Here is a 21,384-nt window from a genome sequence, read left to right as displayed (position 1 = left end):
TGCAAATAAAAAATTTATGGGTTAGAAGCCGCATAACATACAGAATTAACTCATAAAGAAATGACACAAACCCCAAATCAAAATCAAGAATGCCGGCAAAGGAGAAAAAAAGATACGCCAGATGATATTTCTTGGCTGAAAACCTACCCCGAAAGTCACACCTGTACATACAGACCATATTAGCAAAATACCTTGCCATATCTGCAATGAACTGGTATTAGCCGCAAAACGAGCTGGGTCCCAAAATATACAAGCAGCAAACGTTAATGCCACAACAAGGATAAGGCCCCGAACAGGGGCATTATCCATTAGCCGATAGTATTTATCTATTTTTAGCGGCTTTTTCTTCTTCATTATGCTCAAGAGCTAAGGCAGCGATTATAGCGAAACTACAAGCCAAGAGCGTTCCGAGAATCCAAGCAAAATACCACATGCTTTATGTTCCTTAGTACAGTGAATGTTTGTTATCTTCAATAAAACTTTTATCTAAACGCCCGAACATTTTGTAGTAACACCAAATGGTATATCCAAGAACGATTGGGACAAAAATCAATGCAACTACAAACATGACACGCAGTGTCATCAAGCTTGAAGTAGCATCCCACATCGTCAGGCTGACATTAGGATCAGTGATTGAAGGCATCACAAATGGGAACATCGTTACACCGCAGGCCAGAATGATGCCAGCAATTGTCAGTGAAGAGAACAGGAATGCCCACCCAGCTTTATTCATACGCGTCATCAGCATCGTCAGCAAAGGCGAAGCCACACCCAGTGCCGGTAGTACCCACAACCACGGATAGTTGTTAAAGTTAGTCAACCAAGCACCCGCCTGATGAGCGACTTCTTTATGTAATGGGTTAGACTGAGCCATTGTATCCAAGCCGCCAGTTACAACATAACCATCAATACCATAAATCAGCCATACACCTGCCAACAGGAAAGCCACCATTGTCACCAGCGCACAGAGATAAGTTGCGACACAAGAACGCAGACGCAGCTCACCCGTAGTACGCATTTGCAGATAAGTTGCCCCCTGAGTCACAATCATCATCAAGCTGATAATTCCCGCCAATAAACCGTACGGGTTAAGCAATCCAAAAAAGGAGCCGGTATAGAACAGACGGAGTTGGGAATCAACGTTAAACGGCACCCCCTGTAATAAATTACCGAATGCCACACCGATAACTAATGGTGGAACAAAGCTACCGACAAATATTCCCCAATCCCACATGTTACGCCACTTGCGATTTTCCAATTTGGAGCGGTAATCAAAACCAACCGGACGGAAGAACAACGCAGACAACACCAGGATCATAGCAACATAGAAGCCAGAGAACGCCGCGGCATAGACCATCGGCCATGCGGCGAACAACGCTCCACCGGCAGTAATCAGCCAAACCTGGTTACCATCCCAATGCGGTGCCACTGAGTTAATCATGATGCGACGCTCAGTATCGTTTTTGCCGATGATACGTAATAGGATACCGACTCCCATATCAAAACCATCAGTTACCGCAAAACCGATTAGCAATACACCAATCAGTAGCCACCATATAAATCGTAGTACTTCATAATCAAACATAAGTGGACTCCTGTTTACTGAGCTTCAGGTGCTGACGCTGTTTTCTGTTCAAAATGGTAACGCCCCGTTTTTAGGCTACTTGGGCCAAGGCGGGCAAATTTGAACATCAGAAACATTTCCGCAATCAGGAATAAGGTATAAAGGCCACAAATCAGCGCCATAGAGAACAAGATATCGCCGGCTGCTAAATTTGAACTCGCCACCGCAGTTGGTAGAACTTCACCAATTGCCCACGGTTGACGACCATATTCCGCCACAAACCAGCCTGATTCTATGGCAATCCACGGCAATGGAATACTGTACAGTGCTGCGCGTAGCAACCATTTTTGTTTACCAATGCGGCCACGGACAACACTCCAAAACGCCAGACCGATCAACAGTAACATCAGGAAACCTGCTGCAACCATGATACGGAATGCAAAATAGAGCGGTGCAACCCGAGGAATAGAATCTTTCGCGGCTGCTTTGATCTGTTCTTCACTGGCATCAGTCACTTTGCTGGTATAACGTTTCAGCAACATGCCATAACCCAGATCTTGTTTATTTTCATTGAATGCTGTACGAACAGTCGGGTCTGTGTTACCTGCACGCAATTCTTCCAACAGATGATAAGCCTTTATACCATTACGAATACGCTGCTCATGCTGATCCATCAGATCACGCAGGCCAATGACCGGAGTATCAACAGAACGGGTAGCAATCAGCCCCATAAGATAAGGGATCTGAATGGCATATTTGTTTTCCATTTTATCCTGATCCGGGATACCTATCAGTGTAAAAGCTGCCGGCGGTGGCTGGGTTTCCCATTCAGCTTCGATGGCGGCCAGCTTAGTCTTCTGTACGTCGCCCATTTCGTAACCAGATTCATCACCCAACACAATAACAGACAACACAGCGGCGATACCAAAACTTGAAGCAATCGCAAATGAACGCTTAGCAAATGGAATATCACGGCCTTTAAGCAGGTAGTAAGAGCTGACACCGAGAACGAAGATCGCCCCTGTCACATAACCCGCGGCAACGGTATGCACAAATTTCACCTGAGCAACTGGGTTCAGGACCAGTTCAGCAAAACTTACCATCTCCATACGCATGGTTTCAAAGTTGAAATCAGAAGCAATTGGGTTTTGCATCCAACCGTTAGCAACTAAAATCCAAAGTGCAGAGAAATTAGATCCTAATGCGACCAACCAAGTTACCGCCAGATGTTGTGTCTTACTGAGACGATCCCAACCAAAGAAGAACAAGCCTACGAATGTAGACTCCAGGAAGAACGCCATCAGGCCTTCAATCGCCAGAGGCGCACCGAAAATGTCACCGACATAGTGAGAGAAATATGACCAGTTAGTCCCGAACTGGAACTCCATAGTCAACCCTGTTGCAACCCCCAGAGCAAAGTTAATACCAAATAACTTGCCCCAGAATTTTGTCATATCTTTATAAATTTGTTTACCGGAGAGCACATATACCGTTTCCATGATCGCCAGCAAAAACGCCATACCGAGCGTTAGTGGAACGAATAGAAAGTGATACATTGCAGTTAAGGCAAACTGTAATCGTGACAGTTCGACAATATCAAACATCTTGACTCCTTGCTCCTAGCAGGAAGACACCGACTTGCGGCAACCTGACTTCGTATAAGAACCTATTCAGGGCACTAAAACGAAAACCTTATAACTACCAGCAATAAGTGCCTCTAAAATGACAACGCATTACCAAGTAAATTAAAAACTAATTAGACTAATAGTATAGTACGCTTATATTCCCATACAATAAATAGGTTTTACGTGATTCAGATTAGAATTCTGAATATAGATCAAGAATTGCAACCTCTGTTTAATAGGAACTCATTTGATTAGAGTCAATTTAAGCAAATTAAAGCAATAATGCCATAGTAATAACTTGATTTTAGTCATCTTTTTCTGGTTAGTGTTAATTAGCTTGTCTATTATTTCATTTTGGTTGATATATTGTTAATTATTTGTTTATTTAGATAAATATTGATTTCTATATTGCTGTGAAATGGCTTTTAAAATTAACTTCTTATTTTGATCCTTAAGAAAATATTATTATTAACTTCGTTTTTATTAAATTTAATTTTGATAAAGAGCATTAATGAAATTCAGTTTAATTTAATTGGAGGATAACAAAGTGAAAATAAAGATTTAATGAATTTAATTGCGGTGAATACTGTCCATACAAATAAAAAGGCCACTTTCCAGCGGCCTAATAGATAAGATTTATTTATTGTATTTACTTGCCAGCAAGTAAATCTTTTACTGCATCACCAATGTCTGCCAAGCTGCGAACGGTCTTCACGCCAGCGGCTTCCAGAGCAGCAAATTTTTCGTCCGCCGTTCCTTTACCACCTGCAATAATGGCACCAGCATGCCCCATACGCTTACCTTTTGGTGCAGTCACACCGGCAATATAGGCAACAACCGGCTTAGTGACATGCTCTTTAATATAAGCCGCCGCTTCTTCTTCCGCTGTTCCACCAATTTCACCAATCATTACGATGGCTTCTGTTTGCGGATCTTCCTCAAACAATTTCAGGATATCAATGAAGTTAGAACCGGGGATAGGGTCACCACCGATACCAACACAAGTAGATTGTCCTAAACCGGCATCCGTGGTCTGTTTTACTGCTTCATAAGTCAATGTTCCTGAGCGGGAAACAATGCCAACTTTACCTGCTCGATGAATGTGCCCCGGCATAATACCGATCTTACATTCATCCGGTGTGATAACACCCGGACAGTTAGGGCCGATCATACGAACGCCTGCTTCATCCAGCTTCACTTTAACCGTTAGCATATCCAGCGTCGGGATACCTTCAGTAATCGTGATGATCAGTTTGATACCTGCGTCGATAGCTTCCAGAATGGAATCTTTACAGAAAGGCGCAGGAACATAGATAACAGAAGCCGTTGCTCCTGTTGCTTCCACCGCTTCACGAACGGTATTGAAAACAGGTAGCCCTAGATGTTCAGTACCACCTTTACCCGGCGTTACCCCACCAACCATTTGGGTACCGTAAGCAATCGCTTGTTCTGAATGGAAAGTACCTTGGCTGCCAGTGAAACCCTGACAGATAACTTTGGTGTTTTTATCAATTAAAATAGACATTATTTATTTTGCCCCCACTGCTGCTACTGCTTGCTTAGCTGCGTCTGTCAAGCTGGTTGCGGCAATGATATTTAAACCACTGTCAGCCAGTTTTTTCGCGCCCAGATCAGCATTGTTCCCTTCCAAACGAACAACAACCGGTACGTGAACCCCGACTTCTTCCACCGCACCAATAATACCGTCAGCAATCAGGTCACAACGGACAATACCCCCAAAGATGTTAACCAATACCGCTTTCACATTTTCATCTGACAGAATGATTTTAAACGCTTCTGTAACGCGTTCTTTGGTTGCGCCACCACCGACATCAAGGAAGTTTGCTGGTGCGCCACCATGCAATTTAACGATATCCATCGTTCCCATTGCCAGGCCCGCACCGTTTACCATGCAGCCAATATTGCCATCCAGCGCGACATAGTTCAGTTCCCACTGTGCCGCCTGAGCTTCACGCGGATCTTCCTGAGATGGGTCATGCATTTCACGCAGTTCAGCCTGACGGAACAGTGCGTTACCATCAGCGCCCAGTTTGCCATCCAGACAAATCAAATCACCTTGAGTCGTGATAACCAATGGGTTAATTTCAACCAGAGCCAGATCGCGCTCCAGGAACAGATTTGCCAACCCTAAGAAAATTTTAGTGAACTGGCTGACTTGTTTACCGGTTAAACCCAATTTAAATGCCAGTTCACGCCCCTGATAAGACATAGGGCCAATTAGTGGGTCGATAATCGCTTTATGAATCAGTTCCGGGGTCTCTTCCGCAACTTTTTCAATTTCAACACCACCTTCAGTAGAAGCCATGAACACTACACGACGTGTACCACGATCAACCACAGCACCAAGATACAGCTCCTTCGCAATATCAGTTGCCGCTTCCACTAAAATCTGACGAACAGGCTGCCCTTGCGCATCTGTTTGGTAAGTGACCAGACGTTTGCCCAGCCATTGTTCAGCGAAAGCGCGAATTTCTTCCTTACTGTTAACCACTTTCACGCCGCCCGCTTTACCGCGACCGCCAGCGTGAACCTGACACTTCACCACCCAAGGGCCAGCGCCGATTTTAGATGCAGCTTCTTCCGCTTCACGCGGTGTCGTGCAGGCATAACCAGCCGGAGCGGGTAAACCATACCGTGCAAAAAGCTGTTTTGCCTGATACTCGTGTAAATTCATGATGTTCTATCCATAGTTAGTCTGATAAGAGCAAATTAGCAAATTGCTCCCTTATTTTTTTGTTGCTCTGGATATAGCCAATCTCTAAAGATTGGCTGTTCATATACATTTGTTTACTTCAGACTGGGCAAATATTAGCGCGTATCTGCCCTGATTATGTTGCTATACGTCCAGCAGCAAACGTGCAGGATCTTCCAGCATTTCTTTGATGGTCACCAGGAAGCCTACAGACTCACGCCCGTCAATCAGACGGTGGTCATAAGACAGTGCCAAGTACATCATTGGAAGGATCTCCACCTGACCATTAACCGCCATTGGCCGATCTTTAATAGCATGCATGCCAAGAATCGCACTCTGTGGTGGGTTAATGATTGGTGTAGACATTAAGGAGCCGAATACACCGCCATTGGTAATGGTAAAGTTACCACCCGTTAGCTCTTCAACAGTCAATTTGCCGTCGCGGCCTTTGATAGCCAGCTCTTTAATGCGTTTTTCGAGATCAGCCATGCTCAACGCATCCGCATCACGCAGTACTGGCGTTACCAGACCACGTGGTGTCGATACCGCAATACTGATATCGAAATAGTTGTGGTAAACCACATCAGTGCCATCAATAGAAGCATTCACTTCTGGATAGCGTTTCAGTGCTTCAACCACGGCTTTCACATAGAAAGACATAAAGCCCAGACGCACACCGTGGCGTTTTTCAAACGCTTCGCCGTACTGCTTACGCATTTCCTGAATTGGCTTCATGTTAACTTCGTTAAATGTTGTCAACATCGCCGTGTTGTTTTTCGCTTCCAGCAGACGTTCAGCCACACGTTTACGCAGGCGAGTCATTGGGACACGTTTTTCACTGCGGTGTGGCAACAGAGAATCCTGGACAGAAGAAACAGGGGCTTCTGCTGGCTTGCTAGCCACTTTTTCGTTATCAGCCATATATTTTTCCACGTCTTCACGGACGATACGTCCACCAACACCACTGCCTTTAATCGCTTTAGCATCAAGATCATGCTCTGCAATCAAACGGCGGACCGCCGGGCTGAGCGCATCATTGCTCTCTTCTTCTAAACCGGCAGTCTGGCGTTTCGCCAAAGTTGCTTCTGTTTTTTCTTTTATTTCTGTCGGCTTGCCAGTGCTATCGCCCAGACGGATACGACCAAGAAGCTGACGGGATAGAACGGTGGCATCTTTCACTTCCAAAATAGCCTCTAAAACACCCGCTTCACTGGCAGGCACTTCCAGCACAACTTTATCTGTTTCGATTTCAACCAGCACTTCATCACGTTCAACACGGTCACCCTCTTTTTTGTGCCAGACCGCCACAGTGGCATCAGCAACAGACTCAGGCAGATCCGGAACCAGAATATCTACGCTACTCATTTTATATCCTTTATTTATTCAACGTTCAGTGCGTCATTAACCAGCTCTTGTTGTTGTTGCTGGTGAACTGACATATATCCAACTGCCGGGGAAGCAGATGCAGGACGACCTGCATAACGTAAAGAAGCCCCGAACGGGATCACTTCACGGAAGTTGTGCTGACTACAATACCAGGCCCCCTGATTTAATGGCTCTTCCTGGCACCAGACAAAATCATGTACATGAGCATACTGTTCCAGTGTTGACTGAACATCCTGATGAGGGAACGGATATAGTTGCTCAATACGCACAATAGCGACATCAGTTTGTTCATTTTTACGGCGTTGCTCTAACAGGTCGTAGTAGACTTTACCTGAGCAGAGTACAACCCGTTTAACACCTTTCGGATCAAACTCATCAATTTCACCAATAACCGTCTGGAATTTACCATTAGCCAGTTCATCCAGGCTGGAAACGGCTAATGGATGACGCAACAGCGATTTTGGCGACATAACGATCAACGGACGACGCATACCGCGCAAAGCCTGACGGCGAAGCATGTGGTAGACCTGAGCTGGCGTTGATGGTACACAAACCTGCATGTTCTGTTCTGCGCATAGTTGAAGATAACGCTCCAAACGGGCTGATGAGTGTTCAGGCCCCTGCCCTTCATAACCATGCGGCAACAACATCACCAGACCGCACATACGGCCCCATTTCTGCTCACCGGAGCTGATGAATTGGTCAATAACAACCTGTGCACCGTTGGCAAAATCACCAAATTGAGCTTCCCAGATTGTCAGAGCACGAGGTTCTGTTGTTGCATAACCATACTCAAACGCCAACACCGCCTCTTCAGACAGAACAGAATCCCAAACATTGAATGCTCCCTGACCGTTATGAACGTTCGCCAGAGGAACATAAACAGAACCGTTAGCCTGATTATGGATAACTGCATGACGATGGAAGAAAGTACCACGGCCGGCATCTTCACCAGACAAACGTACCGGAACCCCCTCATCCACCAAAGTGGCATAGGCCAATGTTTCTGCGGCACCCCAATCGAACAATTTATCGCCGTTCGCCATCTCTGCACGGTCGTTATAAATTTTCGCTACACGGGAGTGCATTGTCACTTCTTCCGGGACAGAACTGATGCGTCTGCCCAGATCTTGCAAACGCTTAACATCAACTTTATGCAGGTACTCTTCATCCCATTCGTGATTAAGATAAGGTTCCCAAGTAAACGAATGCAGCCCCATTGAGCGCCATTCATCAACGACGCAATCACCACGGTCGAGCGCATCACGATACAGGTTAACCATCTCAGTCACATCATCGACTGATATCAGCTTTTCCGCCACCAGCTTGTCACCATAGATTTTACGTGGCGTTGGGTGCTTCTTAATTTTCTGATACATCATTGGCTGAGTGGCACTTGGCTCATCAGCTTCGTTATGACCATGACGGCGATAGCAGACCAGATCGATCATCACATCGCATTTGAAGGTATTACGGAAATCCAGCGCCAAACGGGTAACAAATGCCACCGCTTCTGGATCATCTGCATTAACGTGGAAAATCGGTGCCTGTACCATTTTGATAATATCAGTACAGTATTGTGTTGAACGGGCATCTTTCGGGTTAGACGTTGTGAAACCGATCTGGTTATTGATGATGATACGAATTGTACCCCCCACTTCATAACCACGAGCTTGAGACATGTTCAGGGTTTCCTGCACCACGCCCTGGCCGGTAACAGCAGCATCACCATGGATAGTGATTGGCAATACCATATTACTGCGGCCTTCATCCAGACGGTCACGGCGGGCGCGTACTGAACCAATAACCACAGGGCTGACAATCTCAAGGTGAGATGGGTTAAATGCCAGTGCCAAATGAACCTTAGCCCCCTCGGTTGCAAAATCAGACGAGAAACCCTGATGATACTTCACGTCACCGGTACCAAGGTGCTCTTTATGCTTACCCGCAAACTCATCAAACAAATCAGCCGGTTTTTTACCTAAGATATTAACCAAGACGTTGAGGCGACCACGGTGAGCCATTCCTAGTACGACTTCTCGTGTGTCATGTTTACCCGCATGACGGATAAGATCCTTCAACATCGGGATAAGCGCATCACCACCTTCAAGAGAGAAACGTTTCGCTCCCGGAAACTTAGCTCCCAGATAACGCTCCAAACCTTCGGCTGCCGTCAGTTCCGCCAGAAAACGCTGCTTTTCCTCTACGCTAAACTGAGAATTGACAGTAACAGATTCCAGACGCTGCTGAATCCAACGTTTTTCTTCCGTATTGGTGATGTGCATGTATTCAGCACCAATAGAACCGCAATAAGTGCGTTTCAGTGCTTCATACAAATCAGCCAATTTCATCGTCTCTTTGCCGATAGCAAAAGAACCTACGTTAAATGTCTCTGCAAAATCAGCTTCCGTCAGATTATGGAAAGCAGGATCTAAATCAGGAACACTATCCTGTTTCCATAATCCCAACGGGTCAAGGTTCGCATTTTGATGACCGCGGAAGCGGAATGCATTGATGAGCTGCAAAACTTTAACTTGTTTTGCATCCATTGCCGGATCGCTGACAGAGGAATGATAACGCGTAGTATCTTTCGCAAGACGGCGGAAGTAATCACGCGTCTGCGAGTGGAGTTGTTCACCGCTGAGTCCCGCATTCGGCAATTGTTGGAAAATCTCTCTCCAACTTGCATCAACGGAGTTTGGATCGGTTATATAGTCTTCATAGATCTGCTCTACGTAAGACTGGTTTGAACCAGCCAGGAAGCTTGAATCCAGCCAGTCCTTCATTGCGCCGTTCTGCATTGTGATCCCTTAAGCTTTAAAAGCTTTAGTTTTCGCCGTGGTTAACTATTACCGTTTAAATACGGTATCGATAAAAGGTTCATTTGGACGTGCTTTATGCATGTTCTCTTTTGGGTTTCGGAACCCTTCAAGGAACCTTTAAAAACCGCCTAACCGTTTTTAAAGGTTCCTTACTTCAAGCTTTTGTCATCATTAGCAGTTGGCAACTCATTACTCTTCAATTCTTTGTGCCCTCCACAGAGAAAATCTCGCGGAGGGCAGACCTATTATGCACTATGTTTCAGCAACATAGACTTAATATGGCCAATAGCTTTTGTTGGATTCAACCCCTTGGGGCACACACTGACACAATTCATGATGCTATGGCAACGGAAAACACTGAAAGCATCATTTAGCTTGTCTAATCGTGAAGCCGTTTCAGTATCACGGCTATCAATCAGGAAGCGATACGCTGCCAGTAAGCCCGCAGGCCCGATAAATTTATCAGGATTCCACCAGAATGACGGACAGGAAGTTGAACAACAAGCACACAGAATACACTCGTACAGACCATCGAGTTTTTCCCTTTGTGCAGGAGATTGTAAATGTTCACGTGCCGGCGGGTTTTTGCCGTCATTTAGCAAATATGGGCGAATCTTCTCATATTGCGCATAGAATTGCCCCATATCTACAACCAGGTCACGAATAACCGGCAAGCCTGGCAACGGACGGATAACAATTTTCTTGCTACCACGCCGTAAAGCCGAAACAGGCGTAATACAGGCCAGACCATTTTTACCGTTCATGTTGAGGCCGTCAGAACCACAAACACCTTCACGGCAAGAACGACGGAAAGAGAGTGTTGGGTCCTGCTCTTTAAGCTGGATCAACGCATCCAGCAACATCATGTCACGCCCTTCTTCTGCTTCCAGCGTGTAATCCTGCATACGAGGAGCGCTGTCAACATCCGGGTTGTAACGATAAATCGAAAATTCAAGTTTCATAATCTATTCCTCCGCAACTGGATTATCAGCAACTCATTAGTAAGTACGCGCTTTCGGCGGAAATGCTTCACGCAGTTTTGGCTGCATGTTGACATCACGACGAGTCATGGTCTCAGTTTGCGGCAGATAGAGAGTATGGCATAACCAGTTCGCATCATCACGATCCGGATAGTCGAAACGGCTGTGAGCACCGCGGCTCTCAGTGCGGAAATTAGCAGCAACAGCCGTGGAAAGTGCTGTTTCCATCAGGTTATCAAGCTCCAGACACTCAATTCTCTGAGTATTGAACTCTAAGGAAGTATCGTCCAAACGCGCACTCTTCAGGCGTTCACGGATAACTTTAAGTTCTTCCAGCCCTTTCGCCATTGCATCACCTTCACGGAATACCGAGAAGTTGTTCTGCATACACGCTTGCAAATCTTTACGAATTTTAACCGGATCTTCACCCGTACGGGTACTATTCCAACGGTTCAGACGTTGCAAGGATATTTCAATATCCGATTCGCTGGCTTCACGGCTAGTCCCCTGCTCCATCAACGATTCTTTCAGGTGCAAACCAGCAGAACGGCCAAACACCACTAAGTCCAACAGCGAGTTACCCCCCAAACGGTTTGCGCCATGAACCGATACACAGGCAATTTCACCGACAGCAAACAGGCCCGGAATAACCACATCTTCGCCTTTCTCGTTAATAGTCAGTGCCTGACCCGTCACTTTAGTGGGGATTCCTCCCATCATATAGTGGCAAGTTGGAATCACCGGAATAGGTTCTTTTACTGGATCAACGTGGGCGAAAGTACGGGATAACTCAAGAATGCCCGGCAGACGAGATTCCAGCACCTCTTTGCCTAAATGATCCAGTTTCAGCTTGGCATGCGGCCCCCAAGGACCATCACAACCACGGCCTTCGCGGATTTCGATCATAATGGAACGTGCCACTACATCACGACCAGCCAGATCTTTAGCATTTGGCGCGTAACGCTCCATAAAGCGCTCGCCATCTTTATTCAGCAAATAACCACCTTCACCACGGCAGCCTTCTGTTACCAGAACACCTGCCCCGGCAATACCGGTTGGGTGGAATTGCCACATTTCCATATCCTGTACAGGTACACCCGCACGCAACGCCATACCGACACCATCACCAGTATTAATGTGGGCGTTAGTTGTTGATTGATAAATACGACCTGCCCCCCCCGTTGCCAGAATAGTTGCCTTCGCTTTGAAATAAACCACTTCACCCGTTTCAATACAGACAGCAGTACAACCAACAATAGTGCCATCCTGATTTTTAACCAGATCCAACGAATACCATTCAGAAAAAATAGTGGTGTGATTTTTTAAGTTTTGCTGATACAACGTATGCAACAGGGCATGCCCGGTACGGTCTGCCGCCGCAGCGGTACGTGCAGCCTGTTCACCACCAAAGTTTTTTGACTGGCCACCGAATGGACGTTGATAAATACGACCGTCATCCAAACGCGAAAATGGCAACCCCATGTGTTCCAGTTCCAGAATTGCCTCGGGCCCGGTCTTACACATGTACTCAATCGCATCCTGATCACCGATGTAGTCGGAGCCTTTCACCGTGTCATACATGTGCCATTCCCAGTTATCGTCATGGGAATTACCCAACGCAACGGTGATCCCCCCCTGCGCAGATACAGTATGAGAACGGGTTGGGAATACTTTGGAAATCAAAGCACAGGATAATCCCATTTGTGAAATTTGTAGTGCAGCGCGCATGCCAGCGCCACCCGCACCAATAACGACTGCATCAAACTCTCTTACTGGCAGCTTCATCTATACCCCCCACACCACAATTGTTCCATAAATCAAGTAAGCCATCAGTGCAACGATAATCGCCAATTGCAGCATTAAACGCAGTGCCAACGGCTTTACATAGTCAGTTAGTACTTGCCACATACCAATCCAGGCGTGAGCCAGAATGGAAAACAGTGCCAGCACAGTGAAGACTTTAGTGATGGATGAGGCGAAGAAACCCCGCCAAACTTCATAAGTGATATCCGGCGTTGTGACGACAAAGCCCAGCATATAAAGAACATATAAAACAATAATCATTGCGGACGCGCGCAATAATAGCCAATCATGGATACCCGTGCGACCCAATGCAGATGCGTTACTTACCATACCAGTACTCCAGCCAGAATCGACAGAATAACAGCAATCCCGATTGCCACTTTGGCAGAGAGACTACCGACCGCTAAGTTTTCTTCCAAGTAGCCGAAATCCATCAGCATATGACGGACACCACCACAGATATGGTAAGCCAGTGCGGTCAGAATGCCCCACACAATAAACTTAGCGAAAAATCCCGTCATAATATCGGCGGCTTGCTGAAACCCTTCTTGCGAGGAGAGAGACATTCCTAACAACCAGAGGAGAATTCCTACTGCCACGAAAGTAATGACGCCGGAGACACGGTGCAAGATCGAGGTTATTGCAGAGACTGGAAAGTGTATCGTCTGCAAATCAAGGTTGACAGGTCTTTGTTTTTTCACAATTTTGCCCACACAGCTCTTTTATTATTTTCCTTCCTCCGGACCTGGGCGGAAATCAGACAGCGATAAGAGGATACAAAGACACAACATTTAATCAAACGATAGATCCTTCATGTTAAAAAATGTTGTGATTTAGTTACGCTGGGTGCTCCTACAGCAGGGTAATCCGGAGACCTGGCGGAAGTATATGTGCTTCACATTATTATTACAATTACAACACAATATGATTAGCTACATTTCCACTGAACAGTGATTAAGATCACGATTCAAACATATTGCACAAAATTAATTATCTTGTTTGACAAACTTTAAACATTTATCTTACATATATGGTTGAAAACACTTTTGAGATTGATTTTTGATAAGAGGAAAGACCTCAAGAAAAGCTAAAGTTATGTAACTGTGTAGTCCACACGAATCATAATCATTTTTGTAGTCAATGCATAAAACATAACTCTCAAAAATTCGCTAACAACCTAAAAACCATTGTCGTCCGGGGTGAGATTTCAGCCTTAAATGTGATATTGGCCTGATTTCAGCTTTTCCCCGGTAGTACAGTGTCAGGGGACACAGTATAAGAACCAATTCCACCAGGCATCATGGGTGTAGGTCGTTTTTGTCAATAAATTGGGAACACAGATTGCACAGCAACCGGAGTATGCGCACAGTCTGTAAGAGACGATTCACTCACAAATCGCTCACCGGCGCGGGCCACACCAAAGTGCATTCAAAAGTGACCGCTTTTGTCAGAGCACCGTCCAAGCCCGTTCTTGATGACAAAGAATGATCGATAAAATAGCCTGATTAAGATAAATTCTATACGGTGTCTTTCCGCCGTGGTTGTTAAAAGTTATAAAAATGAAAGCGCTAAGGAGACTGTAATGGCAGATAACAAAGCAACTCTAACCCCAGATGGTTCAGTTGCTATTGAATTGGACGTGCTAACACCGACCCTTGGGTCTAAAGTCATCGACGTTCGTACTCTCGGCTCCCAAGGTTTCTATACCTACGACCCTGGTTTTACTTCCACAGCATCTTGCGAATCCAAGATCACTTACATTGATGGTAACGAAGGTGTATTGCTGCACCGTGGTTTCCCTATCGACCAGCTAGCGACAAAATCCACTTATCTGGAAGTCTGCTATATCCTGCTGTATGGTGAAACACCAACACAAGAACAGTTTGATAAATTCAAAAAAACCATTACCCGCCACACCATGATTCACGAACAGATCCATCGCCTGTTCAATGGTTTCCGCCGTGATTCGCATCCTATGGCCGTACTGTGTGGTGTTACTGGCGCTCTAGCTGCTTTCTATCATGATGCTCTGGACGTGAACAATCCACGTCACCGTGACATTACCGCATACCGCCTGCTGTCAAAAATGCCGACAGTGGCCGCCATGTGCTACAAATACTCTATTGGTCAGCCATTCGTTTATCCACGCAATGATCTCTCCTATGCAGGCAACTTTCTAAACATGATGTTCGCTACGCCATGTGAAGAATATAAAGTGAACCCAGTACTGGAACGTGCTATGGATCGCATCTTTATTCTACATGCGGACCATGAACAAAACGCGTCTACCTCAACAGTACGAACCGCGGGTTCTTCCGGCGCCAACCCATTTGCCTGTATTGCCGCAGGTATCGCTTCTCTTTGGGGGCCTGCTCATGGCGGTGCAAACGAAGCTTGTCTGCGTATGCTGGAAGAAATTCAGTCGGTCGAACATATTCCGGAATTTATTAAACGTGCCAAAGATAAGAATGATGCTTTCCGTCTGATGGGATTTGGTCATCGTGTTTACAAAAACTATGATCCTCGTGCAACCGTCATGCGTGAAACCTGCCATGAAGTACTAGATGAACTTGGCCTGAATGATAGCCTGCTGGAAGTTGCCATGGAGCTTGAACGTATTGCTCTACACGACCCCTATTTTATTGAGAAGAAACTGTATCCGAACGTGGATTTCTACTCAGGCATTATCCTGAAAGCAATGGGTATTCCATCCACTATGTTCACTGTTATTTTCGCCATTGCCCGTACTATCGGCTGGATCGCTCACTGGAATGAAATGCATGATGCTGGCGTGAAAATCGCTCGCCCACGTCAACTCTATACCGGCTACACAAAACGTGATTTTGACAGCCAGCTTGAAAAATAATAATAAAATCCAATTACGATAAGAGCTCTAACTTAATAGTTAGGGCTTTATTTAATTGGAAGAGGGAAGCCCTGCCGGTGATATTTGAGTCATCCGTTTTTAATTAACTGTTGATGCCAAATGAGGCATAAATTTTTGGCAGAAATCATCGATACCGCAGAAAATTTAAACTAACTTGTTCATTGCCTGTTCCTCCCCGGAACGGTTTTTGGCGTTCACCAAAACTTTGCTCTAGGAACAGGCTCTTCTTCAACTTTTTATCCAGAATTCGGGTTACAATATTTTTTATAGAAATTTCGAATTTCTAAAGTTACATGCGGAGATATATCAAACCCGGAAAGGATCCGATTAAAAACAGAATCACCACATGGTTCATGGATTTTAATATCGCCCGCAGCCATATGTTGCTCAACTGTTACTGAACCAAAAATATCAGCACGACCATAGAAAACAAAACTCGGATGTCTAATAAAAGGATGATCGCCACAATTCAATATACATGTTCGATCATACGGTATGTCCGGTTTTAAAGAGCTAATATTTACAGCCAGAAAACATGTCTTAGTTTTTTTAGGGTAAAAAACTGGATCACAGCAGATAATATATATACCCTATGGATTTCAAGATGCATCGCGACGGCAAGGGAGTGAATCCTTGGGAGCATAGATAACTATGTGACCTGGGTGAGCGAGTGCAGCCAACAAAGAGGAAACTTGAAAGATGACGGGTATAAGTGATCTGTATACCCGGATGGGATAAGTAAACTTCCTTTCTTTAAAATCCCACCCGGCATTACCGCAATCCTTGAAGAAAACAGTCCAGTTGTTGCCTTTCTATTAACTCTCGCGCCAATTTCTCAGCAACTTCTGGTGATTTGCCGACAGCGATAAAAACAGAACTTAGTGAAATAGGATAAGAACTGCCGCCTGGATCTTGCCACTCAGTACAATGTTTATGGGTATACTCCACAATATCAAAGCGGCTCATATGACCGAACTGTTCCCAAATGGCATCCAGAACCCCTAATTCAGCATCAGAAAGAGATTCAAAATCATCCCTTGTTACATCTTTTTTCCGTTTGAGTGAAATTTCATAATTCTTTTCACTTTTAATCCACGCCCCCCATCCAAATTCATCACTGGCGTAATCTCCAGTAATTAAATTTAAGGTTTGCGATAAAACTGGCCCTTTAGGCATAGATACCATTCGATCACCAGTGATAGAGTATCCGTAGTCATTCATAGATACTCTATCCGCCAGATAAAGCAACTTCATAAGTTTCAGATATGCCATGCGTCCGCCGCACTTATGCAGCAGGTAGGCAGCCATTTGAGCTACTTTTTCTTCGCAAAACATAGAAACCTCCAAGACTTTTTCGAAATACCAGATTGGCAATTTACACATATAATGTACCTCTAAATGCGCAACCCCAGCAACATCGCAGCCCCTAATATTGTTTGAAATAATCCAGCACGCTTACTACCAACAATAACAGGCAAAAAATGAATATCCTCAGTGCCCTTTGTCATATCAAGTTCATCTTTGTTGGTATTCTTCCACCGACCTTAGTCGGTGGTTGTTGAGTTCCGTCTTAAGAAAACGTGATTAAACCGGGTTTGGAATATCGATAAAAGTGACATCCAGACCATAATGACCAGCCAGCCACTCTCCCAACGCCTTAACACCATAACGCTCGGTGGCATGATGACCCGCAGCATAAAAATGCAATCCCATTTCGCGGGCGATATGAACCGTCTGCTCTGACACTTCACCGGTAATAAAAGCATCAACACCGAATTCGGCCGCTGCCTGAATAAAACTCTGACCACCGCCGGTACACCAAGCAAGCTTACGAATCTCTGCCGGTGCGTTATCGCCCAAATAAAACGCTTGGCGACCCAGCGCCTGTTCGATACGTGCAGCCAACTCCACCGGCGTTATCGGCTGTTCAAATTCCCCATGCGGCACGAATGGCTCAATCAACCCGACAACTTTCGCATTAATCAGGCGGGCCAATTGCGCGTTATTTCCCAGTGATGGATGAGCATCAAGGGGCAGATGATAACCATATAAATTGATATCATTACAGAGCAGAGTTTTCAGGCGATTACGTTTCATACCACGGATCACTGCTGGCTCATTTTTCCAAAAATAGCCATGATGAACGATAATGGCATCAGCCTGATGACGAACCGCTTCATCCAATAAAGCCTGACAAGCAGTAACACCCGTAACAACCCGCTGAATATGAGCACGCCCTTCAACTTGTAAACCATTGGGGGCATAATCCTGAAACTCATCAATTTTCAGTTCTCGGTTAATCACATTTTCCAGCTCAATATTACGCATCATATTCGTCCTGTGTATTGATTGTATTGCAATAATATACCGTTACCTGCCACCAATTGTCAGTTGTCAGCTACTTCTGACTGCCATAACCTGCTCTGACTGTTTTAACCATACGGGCTTATCGCTGGTTTTTACCCATACACGATACAAATAACTGTAAAAACGGACGCGATCACGACGAAACAACATAACCGGAAACGCCAAGATACCGAAAGTGACAACGCCAATTCGTCGTAAAAGAACCTGATGCCAAGAATATTCACGATATGAAGACATATTAGCCCTCCTTTAAAATGATCCCACTTTTCCGCAGAATCTTAAAAATAATCAATCTGTAAATTGTTTAAAATTTTATCGCAAAAAATGAAAATTTACCACTTATCAGACCACTTTTAAGCCGTTATTATCGCTATATTTTCTATTTTATGTAATTTTATTACACAAAATAGAGTAAAGATGTAATATTACAAACAAATTATGAACATTTTATTAACGATCGGTAAGAATGTTATTAATAATAATAAGAGTCAATCTTTTCACAATCCTTGATCCTATTCCTATCATCATCGGTTTCACTTTGCTCATTTGCTCAGGAAATGAATTAGACTCAATAGATAATCCTATTGAAAAAAATGCCTACGGATAACAATATCAGCCGGTTAATGCCTTTATCACCAAGGCAATGATTTTCGCCCTGTTGGGCGACACGAATGATTAGACGCTATTAAAGTCGTTAAAAATAATTCAAAAAACACACTATTATTAATGGATTAATATTTGAGCGAAAAAATACCTAAACAATTTTGTTTTATTATGAGATATATGTCACATTTTTATATCTCATTATTATCATAGATAGCTTTTCAACGTTAAATAAACTGCCGTTTTTTCCTTAAAATAGGCAGTAGATGAGGTCGTTGCGCAATAAGTCATGCCCGCTTTTTCCGATAAATACGGTATATACCGATAACTCAGTTCGGCCACTTCCTGTCGTTGAGACTCAAAACAAAATGCTGCTTTCAGAGCGTAAAAATTTTTCTGGTACATAAAGATCATAGTTGTTAAAGCGACAGTATTCCTCCAATTGCTGAGCAGATCTAACACCAACCTTTCTGTATATTTGTGCCGTATAGTGTTCAACAGTACGATAAGAAATGTTCAATATTCTGCCAATTTGTTTACTGGTATATTTATGTAAAGAGAGAAAAATGACATCCCATTCCCGTTGGGTAAATAAATGAGTAGGTGGTTGAAATATAATAGATGCCGGGAGTTTTCCATAAAATAGACGGGTTAATGAGAAATCCTGAGCTTCCCATCCGTGGAAAATGACTCCGACACATTCGTTTTCATCATTATATAGTGGGTATTTTTCACAAATATGAGATGATAAGAATTTATTGTTTCCATACATATGTGTTTCAAGCGAACATACTGTTGTTTCGCTCTTCATTACACTTTGATCATGAAGAACGAATTCTTTTGCAAACTCAGCGCCATCCCAAGGAAGCTCATAATCATACCGTCCTTCATAATTAAATGAATCTGGAAGATTTTCAAGACGTTTAAGTGCCAGATTGCCATAAATAAAGCATGAATTTTTATCTTTGATCCCCCAGGGTTCATTACTTTGCTGCATTGTATTAATGATCTGAAGTGAGATATCTATATTATTAATTTTTTTCATAATTGAATCCTACTTTTCAGTTAATAATGAGTTTATAATTCTTTGTTACCAACAGTGACAAACCTTTCAGGAACATAGAGATCAAATTTATTTTCTTTACAGAAATCCTTTAATTCTGCATGTAAGGGCAAATTGAATTTTTGGTAAATTGATTGAATATGATTAACCACATCTTCGGCGCTTATCATCAATTCTTCACTGATTTTCTCCTCATCCCATGAACGCAAGGTTAGAAAGAGAACCTCCCATTCAAGTTGCGTTAACGTGTCATTGGGAGGGATGAATTCCAGCGTTGCCGGAAAGGTTTTTTCATAATAGTAAGCAGTAGAAAAGTTTTGAGGTTTATACATATGAAAGAAGATCCCAATGCAATCATTATTCTCATCACAAAGTGGAAATTTATCACAAATATAAGTTTGTTTAATGTTATGCCCCCCAAACTGATGTGTCTCCAGTGAAGTGACGCGTTGCATAGTTTGAATGGCTTTTTGGTCCTGACGATGGAATTCTTCTGCATATACCCAAGAAACTTCAAGATGCAGTTTTTAGCACCTGAAAATGGTCGTTAATTCTCGACATCAGCGAGTCCGCTATATCCGGTAGCGTTGTGGTGAAAAATTTGAAGACTTTGTCTCGAAATTCATGTTTATCAGCGAAATAACGGTTATTTCGAACCTGTTCATTCATGACCTTCCATAATCGCTCTATTGGGTTTAAATTTGGGCTATAGGGAGGAAGGTAATGTAACTCAATATTGCTAACATAAGCCCACTCCTTAACAAGATGAGCTTTGTTGTAACCCGCCCCATCCACAATAAGATGAATTTTTTGATGATAGTCAGGATAAGACTTTCTTATTTCATTGAAAAAACAGCAAATATTGTAGTCATTGATGGTTTGATATTCCTGGAACACCGTACGACCAATGGCATTCAGGTTGAGCGCACCCAATATATTCAGGCGAGTCCGGCTTCCTGTTGTCTTGACGGTTTTTTTCTCGCCTTTTCGCATCCAGCCATAACTGAGTTTGGTGCCTTGAGTCGGGTGAACCGCGTCAAGAAAAAGGATGGGTTCGTCTTTCGCTGTGACTTTAAGATTCTCATAATATTCAATAAATTGTCGCTGTTTTTCTGCGTCGAATTTATGAGGGACGCCACAAGGTTTTTTATAAGAAAAACCCTGACGGTGTAGCCATTTATTCATGCCGGGAATGCTAAAGGTAATATTCCAGAGCTGAGCAACATAGGCCACGATTTCATGGGTGTGATGGAAAAGATGTTGAGATAAGTGATTGATTAAAAAATCAGTTTGTTCTCGGGAAAGCAAACTATCAGACCCTCCATTGTCAGATTTAAGTTTACCTTGATTAAGGTAATCACTGATATGGCGGTCAACGGTGGTCTGATGGAGTCGCAATGCCTGGGCGATCATCACAGAACTCCACCCTTCAGAAGCCAGAAGGATCGCTTTTATTCTGTCTCGTACCTGACCATCACGAGTGGTGTCGTGAAGACGTTCAAGTTTGATTTTTTGTTCTGATGTAATAAATATTTTCATAGCGAGGATAATGATCTCCATTTCGGATAAAA

The 21,384-nt window shown here is 44.0% G+C and carries 19 protein-coding genes; 1 reads left to right on the top strand and 18 read right to left on the bottom strand.

Going from position 1 to position 21,384, the window contains the following annotated elements; all coding sequences use genetic code 11:
- Positions 1–45: 45 nt before the first annotated feature.
- The 12 genes from ybgE to sdhC all read right to left on the bottom strand — a co-directional run bounded on the left by ybgE (position 46) and on the right by sdhC (position 13,606).
- Positions 46–354 (bottom strand): cyd operon protein YbgE, encoded by a 309-nt coding sequence (gene ybgE, locus CKY02_RS14205; protein ID WP_112895779.1) that lies wholly within the window; start codon positions 352–354, stop codon positions 46–48.
- A complete protein-coding gene (cydX, locus tag CKY02_RS14200; RefSeq protein ID WP_112895778.1) occupies positions 323–433 on the bottom strand; it encodes a cytochrome bd-I oxidase subunit CydX in 111 nt (36 codons plus the stop codon). Before cydX ends, ybgE begins: the two co-directional genes overlap by 32 nt.
- A gap of 12 nt (positions 434–445) precedes the next feature.
- Positions 446–1,585 carry a cytochrome d ubiquinol oxidase subunit II gene (cydB, locus tag CKY02_RS14195; protein ID WP_112895777.1) on the bottom strand — a complete coding sequence of 380 codons (1,140 nt, stop codon included), beginning with the start codon at positions 1,583–1,585 and terminating at the stop codon, positions 446–448.
- Between the two features lie 14 nt (positions 1,586–1,599).
- Positions 1,600–3,168, bottom strand: coding sequence for a cytochrome ubiquinol oxidase subunit I (gene cydA, locus CKY02_RS14190; RefSeq protein ID WP_112895776.1), 1,569 nt, complete (start codon positions 3,166–3,168; stop codon positions 1,600–1,602).
- A 670-nt stretch (positions 3,169–3,838) separates the two neighbouring features.
- Positions 3,839–4,714, bottom strand: a complete 876-nt coding sequence (sucD, locus tag CKY02_RS14185; RefSeq protein ID WP_112895775.1) for a succinate--CoA ligase subunit alpha — start codon at positions 4,712–4,714, stop codon at positions 3,839–3,841.
- Between the two features lie 3 nt (positions 4,715–4,717).
- Positions 4,718–5,884, bottom strand: coding sequence for an ADP-forming succinate--CoA ligase subunit beta (gene sucC / locus CKY02_RS14180; RefSeq protein WP_112895774.1), 1,167 nt, complete (start codon positions 5,882–5,884; stop codon positions 4,718–4,720).
- A gap of 162 nt (positions 5,885–6,046) precedes the next feature.
- Positions 6,047–7,267, bottom strand: a complete 1,221-nt coding sequence (gene odhB / locus CKY02_RS14175) for a 2-oxoglutarate dehydrogenase complex dihydrolipoyllysine-residue succinyltransferase (RefSeq protein ID WP_112895773.1) — start codon at positions 7,265–7,267, stop codon at positions 6,047–6,049.
- Between the two features lie 14 nt (positions 7,268–7,281).
- Positions 7,282–10,089 carry a 2-oxoglutarate dehydrogenase E1 component gene (sucA, locus tag CKY02_RS14170; RefSeq protein ID WP_112895772.1) on the bottom strand — a complete coding sequence of 936 codons (2,808 nt, stop codon included), beginning with the start codon at positions 10,087–10,089 and terminating at the stop codon, positions 7,282–7,284.
- Between the two features lie 266 nt (positions 10,090–10,355).
- Complete coding sequence (locus tag CKY02_RS14165; protein WP_036780842.1) at positions 10,356–11,072, bottom strand: succinate dehydrogenase iron-sulfur subunit; 717 nt, start codon at positions 11,070–11,072, stop codon at positions 10,356–10,358.
- Positions 11,073–11,108: 36 nt separating this feature from the next.
- The gene (gene sdhA / locus CKY02_RS14160; RefSeq protein ID WP_112895771.1) at positions 11,109–12,875 is read right to left on the bottom strand and encodes a succinate dehydrogenase flavoprotein subunit; all 1,767 of its coding nucleotides are present in this window, start codon (positions 12,873–12,875) and stop codon (positions 11,109–11,111) included.
- Positions 12,876–13,223: a succinate dehydrogenase membrane anchor subunit gene (sdhD, locus tag CKY02_RS14155; protein ID WP_112876196.1), complete on the bottom strand. Its 348-nt coding sequence runs from the start codon at positions 13,221–13,223 to the stop codon at positions 12,876–12,878. It abuts the gene before it with no gap.
- Complete coding sequence (gene sdhC, locus CKY02_RS14150) at positions 13,217–13,606, bottom strand: succinate dehydrogenase cytochrome b556 subunit (protein ID WP_112876197.1); 390 nt, start codon at positions 13,604–13,606, stop codon at positions 13,217–13,219. Before sdhC ends, sdhD begins: the two co-directional genes overlap by 7 nt.
- A gap of 869 nt (positions 13,607–14,475) precedes the next feature.
- On the opposite strand from sdhC, the gene CKY02_RS14145 reads away from it, so the two are divergent.
- Positions 14,476–15,759, top strand: a complete 1,284-nt coding sequence (locus tag CKY02_RS14145; protein WP_112876198.1) for a citrate synthase — start codon at positions 14,476–14,478, stop codon at positions 15,757–15,759.
- A 792-nt stretch (positions 15,760–16,551) separates the two neighbouring features.
- Here CKY02_RS14145 and CKY02_RS14140 read toward each other — a convergent pair.
- From CKY02_RS14140 to CKY02_RS14110, 6 genes are all read right to left on the bottom strand, one after another.
- A complete protein-coding gene (locus tag CKY02_RS14140) occupies positions 16,552–17,115 on the bottom strand; it encodes a Panacea domain-containing protein (RefSeq protein WP_112895770.1) in 564 nt (187 codons plus the stop codon).
- 249 nt (positions 17,116–17,364) lie between these two features.
- Positions 17,365–18,108, bottom strand: coding sequence for a type 2 GTP cyclohydrolase I (locus CKY02_RS14130; RefSeq protein WP_162120198.1), 744 nt, complete (start codon positions 18,106–18,108; stop codon positions 17,365–17,367).
- A 66-nt stretch (positions 18,109–18,174) separates the two neighbouring features.
- Positions 18,175–18,384 carry a YbfA family protein gene (locus CKY02_RS14125; RefSeq protein ID WP_112895768.1) on the bottom strand — a complete coding sequence of 70 codons (210 nt, stop codon included), beginning with the start codon at positions 18,382–18,384 and terminating at the stop codon, positions 18,175–18,177.
- Positions 18,385–19,108: 724 nt separating this feature from the next.
- Positions 19,109–19,795 (bottom strand): helix-turn-helix transcriptional regulator, encoded by a 687-nt coding sequence (locus tag CKY02_RS14120; protein WP_112895767.1) that lies wholly within the window; start codon positions 19,793–19,795, stop codon positions 19,109–19,111.
- Between the two features lie 32 nt (positions 19,796–19,827).
- Positions 19,828–20,337 carry a helix-turn-helix transcriptional regulator gene (locus tag CKY02_RS14115; RefSeq protein ID WP_338047385.1) on the bottom strand — a complete coding sequence of 170 codons (510 nt, stop codon included), beginning with the start codon at positions 20,335–20,337 and terminating at the stop codon, positions 19,828–19,830.
- Positions 20,327–21,352, bottom strand: coding sequence for an IS630-like element ISPlu3 family transposase (locus CKY02_RS14110; RefSeq protein WP_112895812.1), 1,026 nt, complete (start codon positions 21,350–21,352; stop codon positions 20,327–20,329). Before CKY02_RS14110 ends, CKY02_RS14115 begins: the two co-directional genes overlap by 11 nt.
- Between the last annotated feature and the right edge of the window lie 32 nt (positions 21,353–21,384).

It is taken from the genome of Photorhabdus bodei (assembly GCF_003287735.1).
GTDB classification, from domain to species: Bacteria; Pseudomonadota; Gammaproteobacteria; order Enterobacterales; family Enterobacteriaceae; genus Photorhabdus; species Photorhabdus kayaii.
This window is presented reverse-complemented; position numbering and strand designations above follow the sequence as displayed.